This window comes from Microbacterium sp. NPDC019599, assembly GCF_040632175.1.
Classification (GTDB): Bacteria; Actinomycetota; Actinomycetes; order Actinomycetales; family Microbacteriaceae; genus Microbacterium.
The window spans coordinates 139,842-155,359 of sequence record NZ_JBEYBL010000008.1 but is presented as its reverse complement, the minus strand read 5'-3'; the positions used below and the strand labels follow the sequence as shown (position 1 = coordinate 155,359).

Genomic DNA, 15,518 nt, shown 5'->3' with positions numbered 1-15,518 from the left:
CTGACTTGGTGAGACGCGCTGCCAGCGGTTCGGTCTCGTCCGTAAGCGGGGCGCCGTCTTTGACGGAGTTGGTCAGCACATCAAGCTGATCCAGCAGACCTTGGAGTTGGCCATCTAGGCCGTGTTGATCAAGCTGGTGCGTAGCCAGATCAGGGTGGCGGCGAGGGCGATGGCTGCGCGATAGTTGCGGGCGAGTTTGTCGGTGCGCATCGCGATCCCGCGCCACTGCTTGAGCTTGTTGAAGCACCGCTCCACGACGTTGCGGCCACGGTAGCGGGCCTGCTGCTGGTGCCCGAAGTCGATCGGCCGTCCCGGCCTGCGGCGACGGTGAGCGATCTGATCGTCCCGCTCGGGGATCGTCGCGGCGATCCCGCGCTGGCGCAGCCATCCCCGGTTCGCCCTCGACGGGTAGCCCTTGTCAGCGAGCACCCGGTCCGGGCGGGTCCGCGGCCTGCCCCTGCCTGATCTTGGGACACGGATGCCGTCGAGCACGGCGGTCATCATCGTGGTGTCGTTGATGTTCCCTCCGGTGAGCACCCAGGACAGCGGCCGCCCCTTGCCGTCCGCGACCAGGTGGACCTTGCAGGTCAGGCCGCCGCGAGAGCGCCCGATCGCGTGATCAGGCGGCTCGGCCCGCGGATTCCTGTGATTCGGTGGAGCCCCCTGTGGTCCGCGGGAGGGTCGCGCCGTGCTGGTGCACGCGTGCGATCGTCGAGTCGATCGACACCACCCAATCCACGTCACCGTTCGCGTCCGCGAGCCTATGGACCTCCGCGAGCAGCTGCTCCCAGGTGCCGTCCTCGGCCCACCGATTGAACCGCTTGTAGATCGAGTTCCACTTCCCGAACCGCTCCGGAACATCCCGCCACGGCGCCCCAGTCCGGTACTTCCACACCGCACCCTCGACCGCCGAGCGATGATCCGTCCAAGGCCTGCCCGCCGTCTTCACCGCCGGCAGCATCGGCTCCAGCACGGCCCACACCTCATCAGAGATCTCGCGACGCGTCACCCATCAAGACTCACCCAGGACCGACCAGAACTCCTTGATCAACACGGCCTAGGTCGGGCCGGTTGGCAATCGTCGACGCGAGGTCCAGATTCCCGCTCGAGCGCAGCACTCCTAGTGCGATCTCGTCGCCGATCGCGTCGCTGTAGTCCGTCACCTGCCGGCTATCGCGAAGTGTCGCCTCTCTGCGCCCAGCCGCGGGACGCAGATCCTCTAGGACTTCGGTCAGTCGTGTGAGCTCGATCTGAGCAATTGCCGTATCTACGCCATCGAGCTCGGTTTGACTCGCATCCAATGAAATGAAGGTCGATAGGTTCTTTGTCCCCAAGAGACGGGTCCAGACGCCGAATCGCTCTGAGATTACATAGTCCACGAGATCCGGCGCGGCGCCCTCACGGCGAGCATGCTCCAGAAGTTCATAGGCAATATAGGCACTCCTTACGCCACGAGCATTGCTGCCGACTTGCCTGCCGATCCGATAGAAGATTTCGTCCGAACTTGTAGCGGCTTTGACTCGTGACCACAGATAGCGAGCCTTCTCGCCTGCTCCCCACATGCGCAGACCGCTGATGTGGCGGAAGCCGAGGTACGTCTCAAACTCCTGCTCGTCATCGACCTCGACGGCTGGCAGAGCGCCAATGTGCTTCTGTGCGGGAGCGCCATCAATTCGAAAGCCAAGTCCTCTCGTGGTGGCGCGTGAATCCCCGGCAAGGATCAGCGCGGTCGCAAGACGCCGGTTGCCTTCGAGCACCGTTCGTCTGCCATTCCCGTCCGGTTCAGAGACGATGACCGGCTCGCTTGAGAAGAACCCGTTCGAGTAGATCGATTCGGCAAGTTCTTGCAGCGCAGCACGCCGGTAGAGATGTTCGAGAACGCTCTCCTGTGATAGATCACTCAGACCGCGTGGGAGTCGGGGATTGTCGACATCCAGAAGGAGTTCCTCGAGGGGGATGTTTCCGATCGGTCGCATGCCACTTCCTTGATCGTGTTCCGTCAACTCTAGGGGCGGGGTGATCCCACATCCCTGATGGGCGCGGTTGGAAACCTGTTGGCCTGTCGGCACCGACGTGTCTGCACTCACGTCGGTGGCACATGGCGCTGAGAAGTGAATTGTCAGGAGCCGAACCCGACGAGCACTGTAAATATCTGAGCCAGTGAAGACCCGAAGGTCGAGTCCCAAAGCGGCGCTGCATCGGTGGATTAGCTGTAGCAACCGGCGAATCAGAGCGCTGATTCGGCGGCGACTTCGTCCGAAGCGAAGAGCTCGTCTGTCCCAGGCATCGCTGCGGCACTCGGTGCCAGCCACTCGCTGTCCGGGCGAGCAACCAGCCGTGCGTTCGTGTACGCCATATCAAGGGTCAGCACAGTGTGACCGCGGTATGCGCGCTCTCCCACCGCCGAAACGACGAGGGCGAGGTCGGCGCTTCCGTCGCCGGTGAGGTCGAGCGGCATAAGGAACTGCGCCCCGGCCTCACCGAGCTTCGGGTACCACTGCGGAATCACGAGCTTGTGGTTCCGGCGAACTCGACGAAGCGTGAGGTTGATAGCCGAGTCGAGAGCCTGGCGGGCGCGTAGCGGCTGCTCGACCATCTCCGGAGGGAAGCGGTCGATGTTGTCGCCGAGGATGTGGTCGTAGGCAAGCTTTAGCTCGCGCCGCCAGTCGTAGACAAGTTCCGACGCGGACGTAACGTACTCGGCCATTTGCGGTGGTTCATCAAAGCTCCGCAGCAGATCCCGGTTCGACTCGGTTACCCAGCCGACGAAGAACCAGTGCTGTGCGCCTTCGTGCTGGTTCCGGCGGAAGAATCCGAAGATCTCCTCGGCATGCGGTGTTAGGAGCCCAGTGTTCGAAGCTGCGCACTCCCCGTCAACCGTGACCGCAATCTTGTCCTCCATGACGAGTCGCCGGTGCGTGTAGCGAAGGAAACTGTCGAGGATCGGAAGGGGGCGCCCAGTCGGGTTCGACCCTGTCCACTCCTCAGGTTCTGCCAGTGCAGCGAGAGAGGCGAGCGTGTCCTCCCATGCCCGCCGACCAAGTTCGGAAGGCTCCACTGATCCCGGCGCCGATTTCGGCCCACGATATGGAAAGAATGCGAACGTCCGCAGACCCTCGGCATGACCTTCGGTCACGGGGCCGATCTCGGGAGACTGACGTCGAGCGACGTCCGCCGGCGTAGGAATGCTGTGCATGCCTGAACATTAGCGGTGCCATGGAAGTAAGCCGGTGTGGGTCAGCACTCACCAGTGACGCCCAGCCAGCCGTCCGCTGAACGATCTCTGCGGAGCGTCCTCGCGCGCCAGCCACTTCCTACACTGCGCGCGCATGGATCGGTCTGCGCTTCGGCGCACACCTGAGTCGCGCAGAGTGTGATTGCGCAACATCGCCGAAGAATCGGGGCTGCTGGACGCAGGGAACGGGGTCTAGTCAGATTATTCAGCGAGCCGTAGCGCAATTGTCGGTGCTTGATACTGCCCGGTGGTCATCGCCCCGGCGGCTTCGACGACTGTGCCGTCGGAGGAGGAGCTTCACTCGCGGCTGCGCGCCCATGCGTGGAAGCGCATAACTCGGTCGTGGCCGCGAAACTGATCGATCGACTCCGTGTCCGCTCGATGATGTCTCCGTGCGGCACCGCCGACCAAGATCAAGAGTTACCAGACCTTCCCACCCTGCCCGGATCGCGTTGGCGATCGGGCGCTCAAGCAAGACATCGATGGAGCAATGCACGCAGGCACCGTTAGGTGGGGTCGTGATTCGAGCGCCGTTCTGAAGCATCCAGCCACACGTACCTGCGTACCGCAAAAAGTGCTGGCCAGGCGGTAAAATGGGTCGTACTCTGACGCCATGCGCGGAGGCCTTCAGAGATGGAAGAGAGGCGCCGGATCCGGCGGGGTCGGGCGGGCGATCGACTACGCCGTCAAGGGAACCTGCGACGCTCACCTCCACCTGTCGAGTGGCTCCGATGCACTGGAGTTGTACAGCAATGCCGCCGACGCGAGCGTCACGCGATTCGTCGTCACGGACGGCGCGATCCACGCCGACGAGCTGTCCGCGGATGCCCTGCGGGTGTGGCTGACGGGCCATGACCCCGTCACAGGGGAGGAGCGCGGAGTCCAGCGCCTCAGCGCGGACGCCGACCTCTTGCTCGATGCGACGCTCAACCACCCCAAGTCGTACAGCATCGCCGCGCTGCTGCATCCGGACTTGGCGACCGAGTTCGAGTCGCTGCAAGACCGCCTGCGTGACCGGATCCTGACCACCTGGCTCGACGAGCTCAACGCACGTCGCGGCCACGGCGGACTCATCCGAGAAGACATCACGCGCATAGAGGTCGTCGAGCTCGACCACCGTCGCTCGCGCGCACTGGACCCGCACGCTCACCGCCACCTCTGGCTGAACGTGAAGGTGCTCGGCGCCGACGGCAAGTGGTCCAACGTCGACTCGCGGGTCGCGATGAAGCTGCACACCCTGATCAACGCCGAAGGCGACCTCGCCGCGCGCACCGACCCGCAGTGGGTCGCGACGCTCGCTCGCCACGGATTCACCCTCGATGACGACGGCGAGGTGGCACAACTGGCGGGGGTGGTTCGACCCTTCTCGCGTCGGTCAGCGCAGATCGAGGCGAACCGGGCGAAGCTCATCGCGGAGTGGAGTGCCGAGCACGGCGGCGCGAGCCCCAGCATCCGAGTCTTGACGCAGATCGACCGCCGCGCGTGGGCGATGTCGCGACCGAACAAGCCCGCCGACCTCGACGAGCGTTCGTGGGAGGCGACCATCCGTGACGAGCTCGCGAGTCTTGACCCCCGGCTCGCCCTCGACCGGGCGCCGGTTGCGCTCGTCTCGACTCCACTCGACACGCTCGACCTGGACCTCCTGGCGGACGCCGCAGTCGTTGATGCGGACGAGCGGTCCACCCGCTCTGGCGGCAGGTTCAGTTCGTTCGATCTGCGCGCCGGCGCTGCGCGCGCCCTCTCACGCAGCGGCGTGATCGCGCCCCGGGACGAGCTGACCCCCACCATCGATGCGATCGCCGAGCAAGCGCACCGCAAGTCCGTGCGACTGGTGAAGGATGCTGACCTCCCAGGCCACGTGAAGGCGTTCATGGCGACCGAGACGGTGCGCCTGAAGATTCGCCTCGCCGGCCGCCTCGATGCTCTCGCAACCCCGGGCCGGTCACTCCTACCGCAGGAGTTGCGCCAGGCCGCGGCACCCGCAGAAGACGTCGACCAGCTGGATACGTCGCAACTCGCTGCCGCGGGCGCGATCGCGGGGACGGGCGGACTTGTCGCGATCACCGGGCCGGCCGGCGCGGGCAAGACCACGATGTTGCGTGTCGCGTACGAGGGACTGAAAGGACAGCACCGACGGATGCTGGTCGTCGCCCCGACCCGAAAGGCAGCATCCGTGGCGTCACGCGAGGTGGGTGCTTCGGCGTCGAGCCTCCACGCTCTGCTCGCCGACCACGGCTACCGCTGGACCACCGACGCCACCGGCGCCCAGGTGTGGACCCGGCTGTCCTTCGGCCAGGTAGACGCGAACAGCGGGGTCATCTACAAGGGACCTTCACGGTTCGAACTCCGCCGCGGCGATCGGATCGTCGTGGACGAGGCCGGAATGGTCGACCTGCAGACGGCTGACGCGCTCGTCGATCTCGCGCACCGACAGCAGGTGGGGGTCGCGATGGTGGGCGATCCGTATCAGGCTCTTCCGGTCGGGCACGCGGGAGCAATGGCATCCGCGGTGCGCTTCGCGACAGCATCCGTCGAACTGGACACCGTGCACCGGTTCAGCGATCCCGAGTACGCCGCACTCACGCTTCGCCTGCGCAACCCTCGCGACCGGGACCACGCTCTTACCGTTGCAGGGGAGTTGCTCGAGGGTGGGCACGTGCAACGGGTGCGAAGCACGGAGGAAGCGCGCCACGCGATGGTCGCGGCCTACTTCGAGTGGCACGCGCGTGGCAAGCGGGTCGCGTTGGTCTCGGGCACGAACAGCGAGGCGGATGCGATCAACGATGCGATCCAGCAGCGCCGCGTCGACGAGGGCGAGCTCGATGCGACCGTGCTTGCGCTCGGAATGGGGGAGCAGCGTATCCTCGTCGGCGACACGGTGCAGACCCGTCGGAACGACCCGCGCACCGGCGTCGAGAACCGCGCGCAGTGGGTGGTGCGCGGCATCCGGGATGACACCATCACCCTCGCGTCGGCGAGCGACAGCGGCGAGCTGCACGGCGTAAGTCGCGAGTACGCGCTCGAGCACCTGCAACTGGCGTACGCGTCAACGGTGCACGGCATCCAGGGCGAGACGATGGATGCTGCGGTGGTGGGGCCGGATGTCGACGCGGCTGGGTTGTACGTCGGACTGACCCGAGGGCGTCACCAGAACATCGCGATCACGGTCGCGCGGACCGACGAGGAGGCGATCGCGCACGTTGGCGCGACGATGATGCGCGGGACGACCGAGCTCACGATCCAGGACGCGATGCGGGCGGCGGAGGCGGAGATGCGACGGGCGGCGCGCGAGAGGGAGCTCCAGGCTTCCGCACCCTGGACCACCCCGAGCTCGTCTCCTTCGCGCGGCGGACTCTCGCTCTGATCGCCCGCTCTCGCGCGCCGGTATACTCCGAGTATGACTACGACCATCAAGGTCAGCGACGAGCTCCGCGACCGGCTCAAGGAGCAAGCCGCGCGTGACGGGATCACACTCGGTGCGCACCTCGCGCATCTCGCAGATGCCGAGGACAGAAGGCGGCGTCTCCACCTGCTGAAGTCCGCGATCACCGCGTCGAGCAGCGCCGATGCCGGATCGCACGCTGCGGAGACCGAAGACTGGGAGCGCACCGAACTGGCCGATCCTTCGTGACGACCCCAGACCTTGCTCCCGGCGTCGTGGCCTGGGCGGCACTCGAGCCTGTCCGCGGCAGAGAGCAAGGGGGTCATCGGCCGGTGCTGGTCGTTGCGTCTGCGGGCTACCTGGATGCCGTGACGACCCTCGTCATCGTATTGCCGATCACGACCACCGACCGCGGATGGCCGAACCACGTTCGCGTTGAGGGGCCGAGCGGGCTCGACCGGCCATCGTGGGTCATGACCGAGCAGCCTCGCACGCTGTCTCGGGACCGACTCACCGGGGTGGCCGGCGAAGTGTCGATCGACTGTCTCGCAGCAGTACGCACCTGGCTGGGCGACTTCCTCGATCTCTGACCAGCGGGACGACTGCTTCCGGCTCCCGGCAATCCCTCGCTCGCGTGTCCCCGATACCGTTGACGGGTGCCCGCTCGCCCTTCCCGCAGCATCCTTCGTCTGCGCGTCTCCATCATCGGGATCGAGCCGGAGATCTGGCGCACGATCGACGTCGACGACAGCCTGACGCTCGCGCAGCTGCATCAGGTGGTGCAGATCGCCTTCAACTGGTTCGACTCGCACTTGCACCGCTTCTCGGAGGACGACCCGTGGGCGAGGAGCAACGGCATCCCTCGCATCGGGCGGCGGCCCCGAGCCTGGGTGGATGCGTGGTCGCTCGCTGAAACCGAGATCGAGGGCGAGGAGGACGAGGCGCTCACGACGGTTGGTGAGGCCATGCAGCACGACGGACCGCTCTGGTACGTCTACGACATGGGAGACAACTGGCTGCACCGCATCGACCTGATCGATCGCGATGGGGCGAGGCCCGGTGAACCGCTCGCGCAGCTGATCATCGGCGAGCGGCGCGCACCGTTCGAAGACTCCGGCGGGATCACCGGCCACCAAGACATCGCCGACATCCTCGCCGACCCGTCGCATCCTGACCATCGATCGACGAAAGCCTGGGTCGCCACGGCCGTCGGGCCGTGGGCCACCGACGATCCCGAGGACGCGGATCTCGATGGTGCGCGCGGTGAGCTCGCGGCCCTCTTCGCGCCGGACGGGTCAGATCCGTCGGGACTGGTGGATGCCGCAGCCGGCGTCACGGCCGACTCGCCCATTGCCGTGTTCGCGGCCGGCCTCACGGCGCCACTGCGGTCGAACCTGCGCCGACACCTCCGTCGCACGGGACTGCTCACGCCGGAGCGCCCGCGTGATGAGGACGTAGTCGACGCCGTGCGGCCGTATGCCTGGCTGATCGAGCGCGTCGGTGTCGACGGTCTGACGCTGACGAAGGCCGGATGGATGCCGCCCGCCGCCGTGCTGGAGGGAATGACGATCCTCGGCTGGCGCGACGACTGGATCGGCGAGACGAACCGCGAAGACCTCACCTACCCCATGCGGGAGTTGCGTGCCTCGGCCGAGCGGTTGCGTCTGATCCGCAAACTGAAGGGCCGGCTCGAGCTGGTGAGCCGCACGCGTGCGGCGATCGGCGAGCCGGCGCTGCTCGGCGAACAGATCGGACGGATGCTGCTCCGCCAGCGCATGACGGACGTTCAGCGCATCGCCGCCACCGTCCTCGTCATCGGCTTGGCGGACGGCAGCATCACGTCGCGGCGCGATGCGGAACGTCAGGTGCTCGAGTTCGTCAATGAACTGGGCTACACCGACGCTCAGGGACGAGAACTCGACCAGCGCTGGTTCGTCTCGCTGACGGAGCCGGTCCTTGACGTCCTCGAGGCGCTTGGCCTCTGGCGGTCCGCCGGTCGGCGCCGAGACGTCCCGCCTACGGATGGGATTCGCGCCATCGCCCGTCTTGCGCTGAGGTAGTCGCACCTCACCGATAGGCTCGCGGCGACGACGGCATCACTGGGGATTGCCGCTCACTGGGGTTGGGGTACGGATGGGTGATGGCCCGCGCGACTGGAGTCCGCCTGGGTACTGGGACGACAAGCCGAGGGCCTCGTATGTCGGGGCGACGCCGCGTCCTTCGGCAACGACAATGACCTTGAGACGACCACCTCGGTCGTGGTGGGGTCTTCTGTCGCTTTTGTTCGGAATCGCGGCGCTGGCACTCGTCCTTCTTCCGCTCCCGTCGACGTCCAGAGTGGGTGTGATCTGGACAACAGTGGGGCTTACCGCCATCGGATTCGGCATCACGCACCTCGATCGGCGCCGCCGCGGCTGTGCGCGGGGAGGAGTGCTCGCGACGCTCGGAATCATCTTCGGAGCGCTTGCGACGGTGCTCTCGGTGTGGGGGATGGCATGGGCTGCCGACCAGACCCTTCCCGCGCCGCCACAGGCTGTGATTACTCAGGCGTTCTCACCGCAGGCGTCGGCTTCTCCGGCTGTCGCGCCCAGTCCGCCCATGCAAGAGGCGGCACCCGAGGACCATTCGTATGCGCTGAGGGCGGGGCGGGACGTGCCGGCCGCGTCGAACGCGCGCCAGGTAGAGCCGCAGTACCAGCTGCAGGCGAACCTCGTCGCCGTCGCGTACGAGATCTGCGTCGGACTCGACGAGTACCGGTCGCAGTACGGCCAGCTGCCTACCTCGCTGTCGGTCGCCGACGACGGAAGACTCACCACAGAAGGCGTGACCTTTTCCGCAGTTCTACCCGCGTACATGCGGTTGAGTTACGCACCCGATGCGCCGCTCGACAGCGCCTTCGTGACGATCGCAGACGCGGAATCCGGCATGGCGATGTCGTGCGTGAGGTCGGCAGAAGAGATGTGGATTGCAAACAGCTGAGGCTCGAGCGCCGGAGCGGCATCGGCACCCCGTTTCGGCCTGCCATGCTGGTCGCGTGCCGCAATCGAACAATCTCCTCGCCGTCCTCATCGATGCCGACAATGTTTCGTCCACTCGTATCGAAGCGGTGCTCGCGGAGATCGCGAAGCACGGCACGGCATCCGTCAGACGCGTCTATGGCGACTGGACGAAGCCAAACCTGAGTAGCTGGAAGCCTGTCGCGAGCGAGCACGTCATCCAGCCGATGCAGCAGTTCGCAAACACGACCGGCAAGAACGCGACTGACAGCGCGCTCATCATCGATGCAATGGATCTGCTCTACACGCGGCGGTTCAGCGGCTTCTGCATCGTGTCGTCCGACAGCGACTTCACGCGTCTGGCATCGCGGATCCGCGAGGACGGGGTGACGGTGTACGGCTTCGGTGAGCGCCAAACGCCCGAGGCGTTCCGCAATGCCTGCGATCGGTTCACCTACCTCGACGTCCTCGAGCAGACGGAGACGGATGCCGGGACCGCGGCCTCGCCGAAGCCACGGGTGCGGTCGGCCAATCTTCGCGGCGACACGAAGCTCGTCTCGAACCTGCGTGCCAGTGTGCCCACCCGTCCGACGAGGACGGGTGGGCGAACCTCAGTGCGGTCGGTTCGCTCGTGCGGACGAAGCATCCCGATTTCGACTCGCGCAACTGGGGTTACGCCAAGCTGTCCGACCTCGTGCGCGAGATCGGACTGTTCACCGTCGCGCCGAATCCGAACGGCGGCGTGCGCGTGAAGAACGGCGGCAGGTAGTCGGTGATCCATCCCGAGCGCAGCGCTGTATGGAGGGAGCGTTCACCCTCATCCTTCTGCGCTGGCGCGTGACTCTTCGGCCAGTTGGTCAAGCACGCTCCGCACGGTGGCGTTGGCGCGGCCATGCTCCTGGACTATCCCGAGCAGCTCGACCGAGGTCACCCTGGACCGCAAGTGCCGCACGGCGTCGGCCGCCTCGCCCCGCATGCCGCCTTGTGCCGGCCTCATGATGAGGTCGTACATCGTCTGCGCCGGCGTCGTGACCAGTGCTTGTCCGAGTTCGGTGCGTTCGAGTGTCGCATCGAGTCGGTCGAGCGTACGGGGGATCAAGTGAACTTCTCCGCGGTAGTCCAGTCGCACGGGTGGTCGGCCCGCGACGGGTACTGCGACAGTCGTCACCCCGATCGCTCGCGGAATCGCCATCCAATGTCGCGCGGCCCCCAGCCCCATGAGAATTGCGTTGCGATTTCCAAAGCGCGCAGTCGCTACGGCGATGCCCGCAGCCTCGAGGCTGGGACGCCATGTGCGCGAATCTTTCCCGTCTGGCGGAGCGGTGTAGACGCCTCGCGCAAGCCGGAGAAGGGCGCCGATCTTGACGAGTCGATTGATGGTGCGACGGGGATGGGTGAAGCGCTCCTCAAGGTCCTGGGGTCTTATTGTTCGCAGAGGGGCACGCTCGACCATACGCAACACGTCGATATCCACGCCCATACCAGTCACCTTTTCTGAGACTAGCGTGACAGAGGGAGTCACGTCAGTCTCAGTAAGTGAACTTCGGGGTGACGATTCGGGATTGGCTGAATCTTGGACGTCTGACTTCGGCGACGGTCGTCCACGGCCGGGGCCCTTTCGGGCATGGCATCGCGCGGCTCCTGTGAAACAGGCTGCTCGTCGGAAGTGTGGCAATGATGACCCTCACGCCATGCCCATCCGAGGACTGATCAGCGACCCGGCTACGGGCGGCCCACTCCTGGGCGCACCTATTGGTGCAAGCAGGATTCGGGTCGCCTGTCACGTCTCAGACTGCGACGAATCGAGTTCAGGACTGCTACGAATCGAGCGGCTTCGGGTCAGCTTCGAAGTAGTCGACCACCGAGCGGAGTGTCTCCTGGGTCGCCAGCTTGAATGATTCCTTGAGGTGCCGACCGTCCTTGTCGAGCAGGCCCTCCTTTCCTTTCGAGGGTGACGCAGGCTTGTCTCGAATGTCGTCGGCGGGGATGGTCGTCGCGAAGTAGTGCGGATACGCCTCGCGAATCGCAATCACTTCGTCTGGCTTGTCGGCATCGAGCAGTGCGACCACCTTTGTGAAGCCGAGTCCATCGAGGAGGCCGATGATACGCCGCGGGTTTCCATCGCCCCCGCCCGAGCCCCAGCCGAACACCGTCCCGCGTGGGGTGACGCCGGATTGCTCAAACACTGTAGCGAGCAGTCCAGCATCCTCTTGACCCTCGACGACAATGATCTCGTCGTCAAGGAACAGGGCCTCGTTCGCATCAGATCCCAACGCGTGAGGGTTTTTCCAGCCTCCACGCACCTTGGATACTTCATCGATTCGGTCGCGTGGGACCTGTGCGATCCTCGAATCCTGACCTTCCTTGTAGACGCGGGCTATCTCGGCGCCGGCCGCGATGGCGTCCCATGACACGAGCAAGGGTGAGTGAGTAAAGATGACGATCTGCCTGAACGAGGACACGCGCGTAAGTTCGCGACCAAGTCGTCGGATGAGCTGGGGGTGGAGAGACAGTTCAGGCTCGTCGATGACGAGGAGCGAGTTCGGCTCGGGATCGTACAAGGCGTCGAGGATGAAAAGCAGGGAGATGATGCCGTCGCCGAGCCCATCGCTGTTGTGCGTCACGCCCTCAGTGGTGACCTTGAGGAAGTATGAGCCACCGCCCTGTCCCTCAGCCAGATCGATTCGCCAGTCCAACTTATGGCCCAGCACTCGCTCGAGTAGCTCATCAAATTGCGCTTTGCGGACGGCGTCAGCATGCAGCGCAAACAGGCGGCCCGTAAAGCGATCGCGTTCCTCATAGCGGGAATAGCCCATGCCTCCGGTGCTCATCCAGTCGGGACGCTCGCCGGAGTTCTTGCCGAACGTAGCGCGAAAGTAGCGACGCGAAGGAATGACGACGATTCTGAGCGGGTGCGTGGCGGACGCCGACTCGGGCAACCAGTCGGATTTGGTCTCACTCGTATCTGGGTGAAGCGAGGAAACCACGTACGAGGTGCCGTCCGCCCATGTGAGCCCGATACGAACGCCCGAGTCGCTCAGCTGATTTCGGCGCTCAACGGAGAACGAGACGTCTTGATCGCGCTTGCGGGCGAGAGCGTCGAAAGACTCCCACACCGTGGACTTTCCTGCATTGTTTGCGCCGACCACGACCGTGAGTCCGCTTCCCGGCCGGTCCTCCTGCGGTTGCGCAAGCGTCAGCAATCCGGTCTCGCGGAAGCCGCGATACCCGGAGATGTGCAGGCTGATCGGCGACGTGCTCTGCTCGATATTCGTCATGCTCCTACTCAGCTGCTTCTCTCGACTCTGGCGGTCTCTCAGATCCCTGCGGGTCATCCTTCGCACATGTGTGTTCAGTGCGAGGGCGGTTGGCGTGGCGCCCGTATCGGTTCGATGGACGTATCTGCGGATCTGTTCCGCCTCAATGCCGAAGGCCAGTCGAGGCCGCTTTCCCTTGGTCAACTCGTCATGAGTCCAGAGCAGACTCGCAATCCCACCCTCACCATTCCCATCGGTGCCGGACCACGTCGCCTCGAGGAGGAGCATGTGCCCAGCAGGAAGTGCAATCGCCCGGGGATGCCCGCTCGCGCTTACTTCGTAGATGTCGTACCGCGGGTCGTACACGAAGAGATCGATGAATCGGTCGGGTGCAAGCGGACTGCTCGGCCCTGTTCCCTCACCAAGAATTCCCTTGCCATGAGGAAGAAGCAGTTCCCAACCCATGTTGAAATCATCAACGATGTGCTTGCCCACGCTGCAGACCGATATCAGCCGTGCCGGCGCCAGAGACGTGTTCAGACGAAAATTGACAGTTCGTTTGCACTTGGTGGCTCTGGTCACATTTCCCCTAACTGGTCGCATGCCGTACGTCAACCGACGCGAGCGTTTCACCAAGATGGGACGATAGCTGATCCTGAGGCTCCGTATGTGGCACCACCTCAGCACATCACGCCGCGCCCACTGACGGGTTGGGTACGAGACGGTCGCACCGCGACCCCGACCGCGTTGATCGCCGTCTGACATCCGTCCACGCGCCCATCGCCCTGGATAGAGCTGTGTGGCGCGCACAGCGACGGGCTTGCGAGCGACCAGCGAGGATGCACCGGGCGTCCCGGCTGTCGGTGGTGCCCGGTAGCGTCCGCGTGTCGACCGAGCCGCGTCGACGTACGAACGTGAGGGAGCCACAATGGCCAAGAACAGCAAGCAGACCTCCAGCAAGGCTGCGACAGCCGCAAGCAAAGTACTTCGCGACGGTCGCACCTCGAAAGCCTCCAAGACCGCCGCGGCCAGCGCGCTGTCGCAGAAGGGCAAGGGCGAGAAGTAGGCCCCACGTGCTCAGTCGCCGTCGGCCGCGAGCACTCCGCCGAGAAGATCAATAGCGCCGCGCATCGGCGTGAGATTCGCGCGATCGGGGACCGTCAAAATGGAACTCGGTCGCGGGAACGTGACCCGTCGTCTCGGACCTCTCCCGCGTCGTGACTGTGGGGGAATCTTCGAGGCACCGACGGGGCGTCGTCGACTTGCCCGCGTTGGAGGACCGCCCGATGGACCGCACCCTCACCCGTGCTTAGTGATGCGCTGCTATCCCGAAACCTCCTGCCTCGAGACCAATTTGGTGTTGCGCCATGGTCGACCGCCGATCTCGGACGTCGCCAATCCCGTCGAGCCTCCGAAGCCCCGCGTGCCTCCGCGTAATTGTCTTTCATGTAGGAATCCACAACGCTCACTTCCCATTCACAATGGTGGCATTGTGGGGCGCGCTACGCGCTCTAAAGGGGCACACTCAGGTGTCTCTCGGCGCGCTATAGGGGTACAACCAGGCGTCTCTCACGCCACAATCATCATGTGGTCATACCATAGGGCTGGCGCGGAGCCCATAGACGGGGCACAGCGCCTTACACCTATCGAGGGAGAGAGATGAGCACGACGGAGAGCAAGGCCGCCCCGGGTTGGTATCCCGACGAGACTGGCCAGGCGCGCTGGTGGGACGGGACGCAGTGGACGGAGAAGACGGCGAACGCGCCGGCCACCGTCGCCGGTGAGAACTTGGTCGGCGAGGCCGAGAAGTCCCAGCCCAAGAAGTCTTGGTACAAGCGCAAGGCCGTCGTGATCCCCGCCGGAGCACTCGTCGGTATCCTCGCGATCAGCGGCATCGCGAACGCCGCCGGTGGTGGCGACGACACCACTGATACGGCATCCACCTCGCAGGTCGCGGAGGCGGCTGCCGAGGAGCCGGCTGCCGAGCAAGCACCTGCCGAGGAGGAGCCTGCCGCTGAAATTGGGACGCGCGAGAACCCCGCCGCCATCGGCTCGACCATCGAGGGAGACGACTGGACCGTCGTCATCAACTCGGTCACGCTCGGCGCGACTGATCAGGTTCTCGCCGCGAACCAGTTCAACGAGGCGCCCGACGCCGGCACCGAGTACATCATCATCAACTACACCGCCACCTATACCGGTGACGATCCCGAAGGCCAGATGCCGGCATTCGTGACGCTCGAGTACGTCACGGCTGGCGGCGTGACCGTCGACGGTTTGGACAAGTTGGTCGTGGCGCCCGACGCGATCGACTCGATGAGCACCCTTTACACGGGCGCCTCCGCGACCGGCAACAGCGCGATCCAGGTGCCGACGCCCGCCGACGGTGTCATCGCCGTGAACGCCGGCATGCTCGCCGACACGATCTTCGTCGCGATCAAGTAAGACGACGCGAGAAACCGTCAGGGCCGGGTGAGCATTGGCTCCCCGGCCTTGGCCGTACTCTCCGCCGGAGAGGGACACGGCCCGTCGCCTCTCAAGACCTCAACATCACAGGCGGCTTCAACGTGTCGCCGACCGAAGTAGAGAACGCCATCGAGACGCACCCCGGCGTCGCGCAGGTCGCCGTTCTCGTCCACCCGCATGGG

Annotated in this window: 13 protein-coding genes and 1 pseudogene; 9 read left to right on the top strand and 5 right to left on the bottom strand. The window is 65.1% G+C overall.

Annotated features, from left to right (window positions below):
- Nucleotides 1-114: 114 nt before the first annotated feature.
- The 3 genes from ABZ477_RS14465 to ABZ477_RS14455 all read right to left on the bottom strand — a co-directional run bounded on the left by ABZ477_RS14465 (nt 115) and on the right by ABZ477_RS14455 (nt 3,196).
- Nucleotides 115-1,009 (bottom strand): IS5 family transposase gene (locus ABZ477_RS14465; RefSeq protein WP_360134351.1). Its coding sequence is split into 2 segments (ribosomal slippage): nt 115-663 and nt 665-1,009, totalling 894 coding nucleotides; the frame shifts between segments, so codons are not numbered across the junction.
- 10 nt (nt 1,010-1,019) lie between these two features.
- The gene (locus ABZ477_RS14460; protein WP_360134348.1) at nt 1,020-1,976 is read right to left on the bottom strand and encodes a ParB/Srx family N-terminal domain-containing protein; all 957 of its coding nucleotides are present in this window, start codon (nt 1,974-1,976) and stop codon (nt 1,020-1,022) included.
- A 251-nt stretch (nt 1,977-2,227) separates the two neighbouring features.
- Nucleotides 2,228-3,196, bottom strand: a complete 969-nt coding sequence (locus tag ABZ477_RS14455; protein ID WP_360134345.1) for a DUF3825 domain-containing protein — start codon at nt 3,194-3,196, stop codon at nt 2,228-2,230.
- 781 nt (nt 3,197-3,977) lie between these two features.
- Here ABZ477_RS14455 and ABZ477_RS14450 point away from each other — a divergent pair.
- The 7 genes and pseudogenes from ABZ477_RS14450 (at nt 3,978) to ABZ477_RS14420 (ending at nt 10,382) form a co-directional block, all read left to right on the top strand.
- Complete coding sequence (locus tag ABZ477_RS14450; protein ID WP_360134342.1) at nt 3,978-6,599, top strand: AAA family ATPase; 2,622 nt, start codon at nt 3,978-3,980, stop codon at nt 6,597-6,599.
- 33 nt (nt 6,600-6,632) lie between these two features.
- The gene (locus ABZ477_RS14445) at nt 6,633-6,866 is read left to right on the top strand and encodes a hypothetical protein (RefSeq protein WP_360134339.1); all 234 of its coding nucleotides are present in this window, start codon (nt 6,633-6,635) and stop codon (nt 6,864-6,866) included.
- Nucleotides 6,863-7,207: a type II toxin-antitoxin system PemK/MazF family toxin gene (locus ABZ477_RS14440; protein ID WP_360134336.1), complete on the top strand. Its 345-nt coding sequence runs from the start codon at nt 6,863-6,865 to the stop codon at nt 7,205-7,207. The genes ABZ477_RS14445 and ABZ477_RS14440 overlap by 4 nt, the downstream gene beginning before the upstream one ends.
- 66 nt (nt 7,208-7,273) lie before the next feature.
- Nucleotides 7,274-8,677: a plasmid pRiA4b ORF-3 family protein gene (locus ABZ477_RS14435; protein ID WP_360134333.1), complete on the top strand. Its 1,404-nt coding sequence runs from the start codon at nt 7,274-7,276 to the stop codon at nt 8,675-8,677.
- 370 nt (nt 8,678-9,047) lie between these two features.
- Nucleotides 9,048-9,596, top strand: coding sequence for a hypothetical protein (locus ABZ477_RS14430; protein WP_360134330.1), 549 nt, complete (start codon nt 9,048-9,050; stop codon nt 9,594-9,596).
- Nucleotides 9,597-9,651: 55 nt separating this feature from the next.
- Nucleotides 9,652-10,017, top strand: a pseudogene (locus ABZ477_RS14425) (NYN domain-containing protein); the annotation flags it as partial.
- Nucleotides 10,018-10,244: 227 nt separating this feature from the next.
- Entirely contained in the window at nt 10,245-10,382 is a 138-nt protein-coding gene (locus tag ABZ477_RS14420) for an OST-HTH/LOTUS domain-containing protein (RefSeq protein ID WP_360134327.1), read from the top strand.
- Between the two features lie 48 nt (nt 10,383-10,430).
- Here ABZ477_RS14420 and ABZ477_RS14415 read toward each other — a convergent pair whose 3' ends face one another.
- Both ABZ477_RS14415 and ABZ477_RS14410 read right to left on the bottom strand, forming a co-directional pair.
- Complete coding sequence (locus tag ABZ477_RS14415; RefSeq protein WP_360134324.1) at nt 10,431-11,093, bottom strand: type IV toxin-antitoxin system AbiEi family antitoxin domain-containing protein; 663 nt, start codon at nt 11,091-11,093, stop codon at nt 10,431-10,433.
- Nucleotides 11,094-11,430: 337 nt separating this feature from the next.
- The gene (locus tag ABZ477_RS14410) at nt 11,431-13,452 is read right to left on the bottom strand and encodes an AAA family ATPase (protein WP_360134321.1); all 2,022 of its coding nucleotides are present in this window, start codon (nt 13,450-13,452) and stop codon (nt 11,431-11,433) included.
- Between the two features lie 346 nt (nt 13,453-13,798).
- Here ABZ477_RS14410 and ABZ477_RS14405 point away from each other — a divergent pair, with 346 nt between their 5' ends.
- Complete coding sequence (locus tag ABZ477_RS14405; RefSeq protein WP_360134318.1) at nt 13,799-13,936, top strand: hypothetical protein; 138 nt, start codon at nt 13,799-13,801, stop codon at nt 13,934-13,936.
- 593 nt (nt 13,937-14,529) lie between these two features.
- Nucleotides 14,530-15,315, top strand: coding sequence for a DUF2510 domain-containing protein (locus tag ABZ477_RS14400; protein ID WP_360134315.1), 786 nt, complete (start codon nt 14,530-14,532; stop codon nt 15,313-15,315).
- Nucleotides 15,316-15,518 lie beyond the last annotated feature (203 nt).

Coding starts and splice junctions, on each gene's coding strand:
- ABZ477_RS14460 (WP_360134348.1), bottom strand. CDS start 1,976: ATGCGACCGATCGGAAACATCCCCCTCGAGGAACTCCTTCTGGATGTC.
- ABZ477_RS14455 (WP_360134345.1), bottom strand. CDS start 3,196: ATGCACAGCATTCCTACGCCGGCGGACGTCGCTCGACGTCAGTCTCCC.
- ABZ477_RS14445 (WP_360134339.1), top strand. CDS start 6,633: ATGACTACGACCATCAAGGTCAGCGACGAGCTCCGCGACCGGCTCAAG.
- ABZ477_RS14415 (WP_360134324.1), bottom strand. CDS start 11,093: ATGGGCGTGGATATCGACGTGTTGCGTATGGTCGAGCGTGCCCCTCTG.
- ABZ477_RS14405 (WP_360134318.1), top strand. CDS start 13,799: ATGGCCAAGAACAGCAAGCAGACCTCCAGCAAGGCTGCGACAGCCGCA.
- ABZ477_RS14400 (WP_360134315.1), top strand. CDS start 14,530: ATGAGCACGACGGAGAGCAAGGCCGCCCCGGGTTGGTATCCCGACGAG.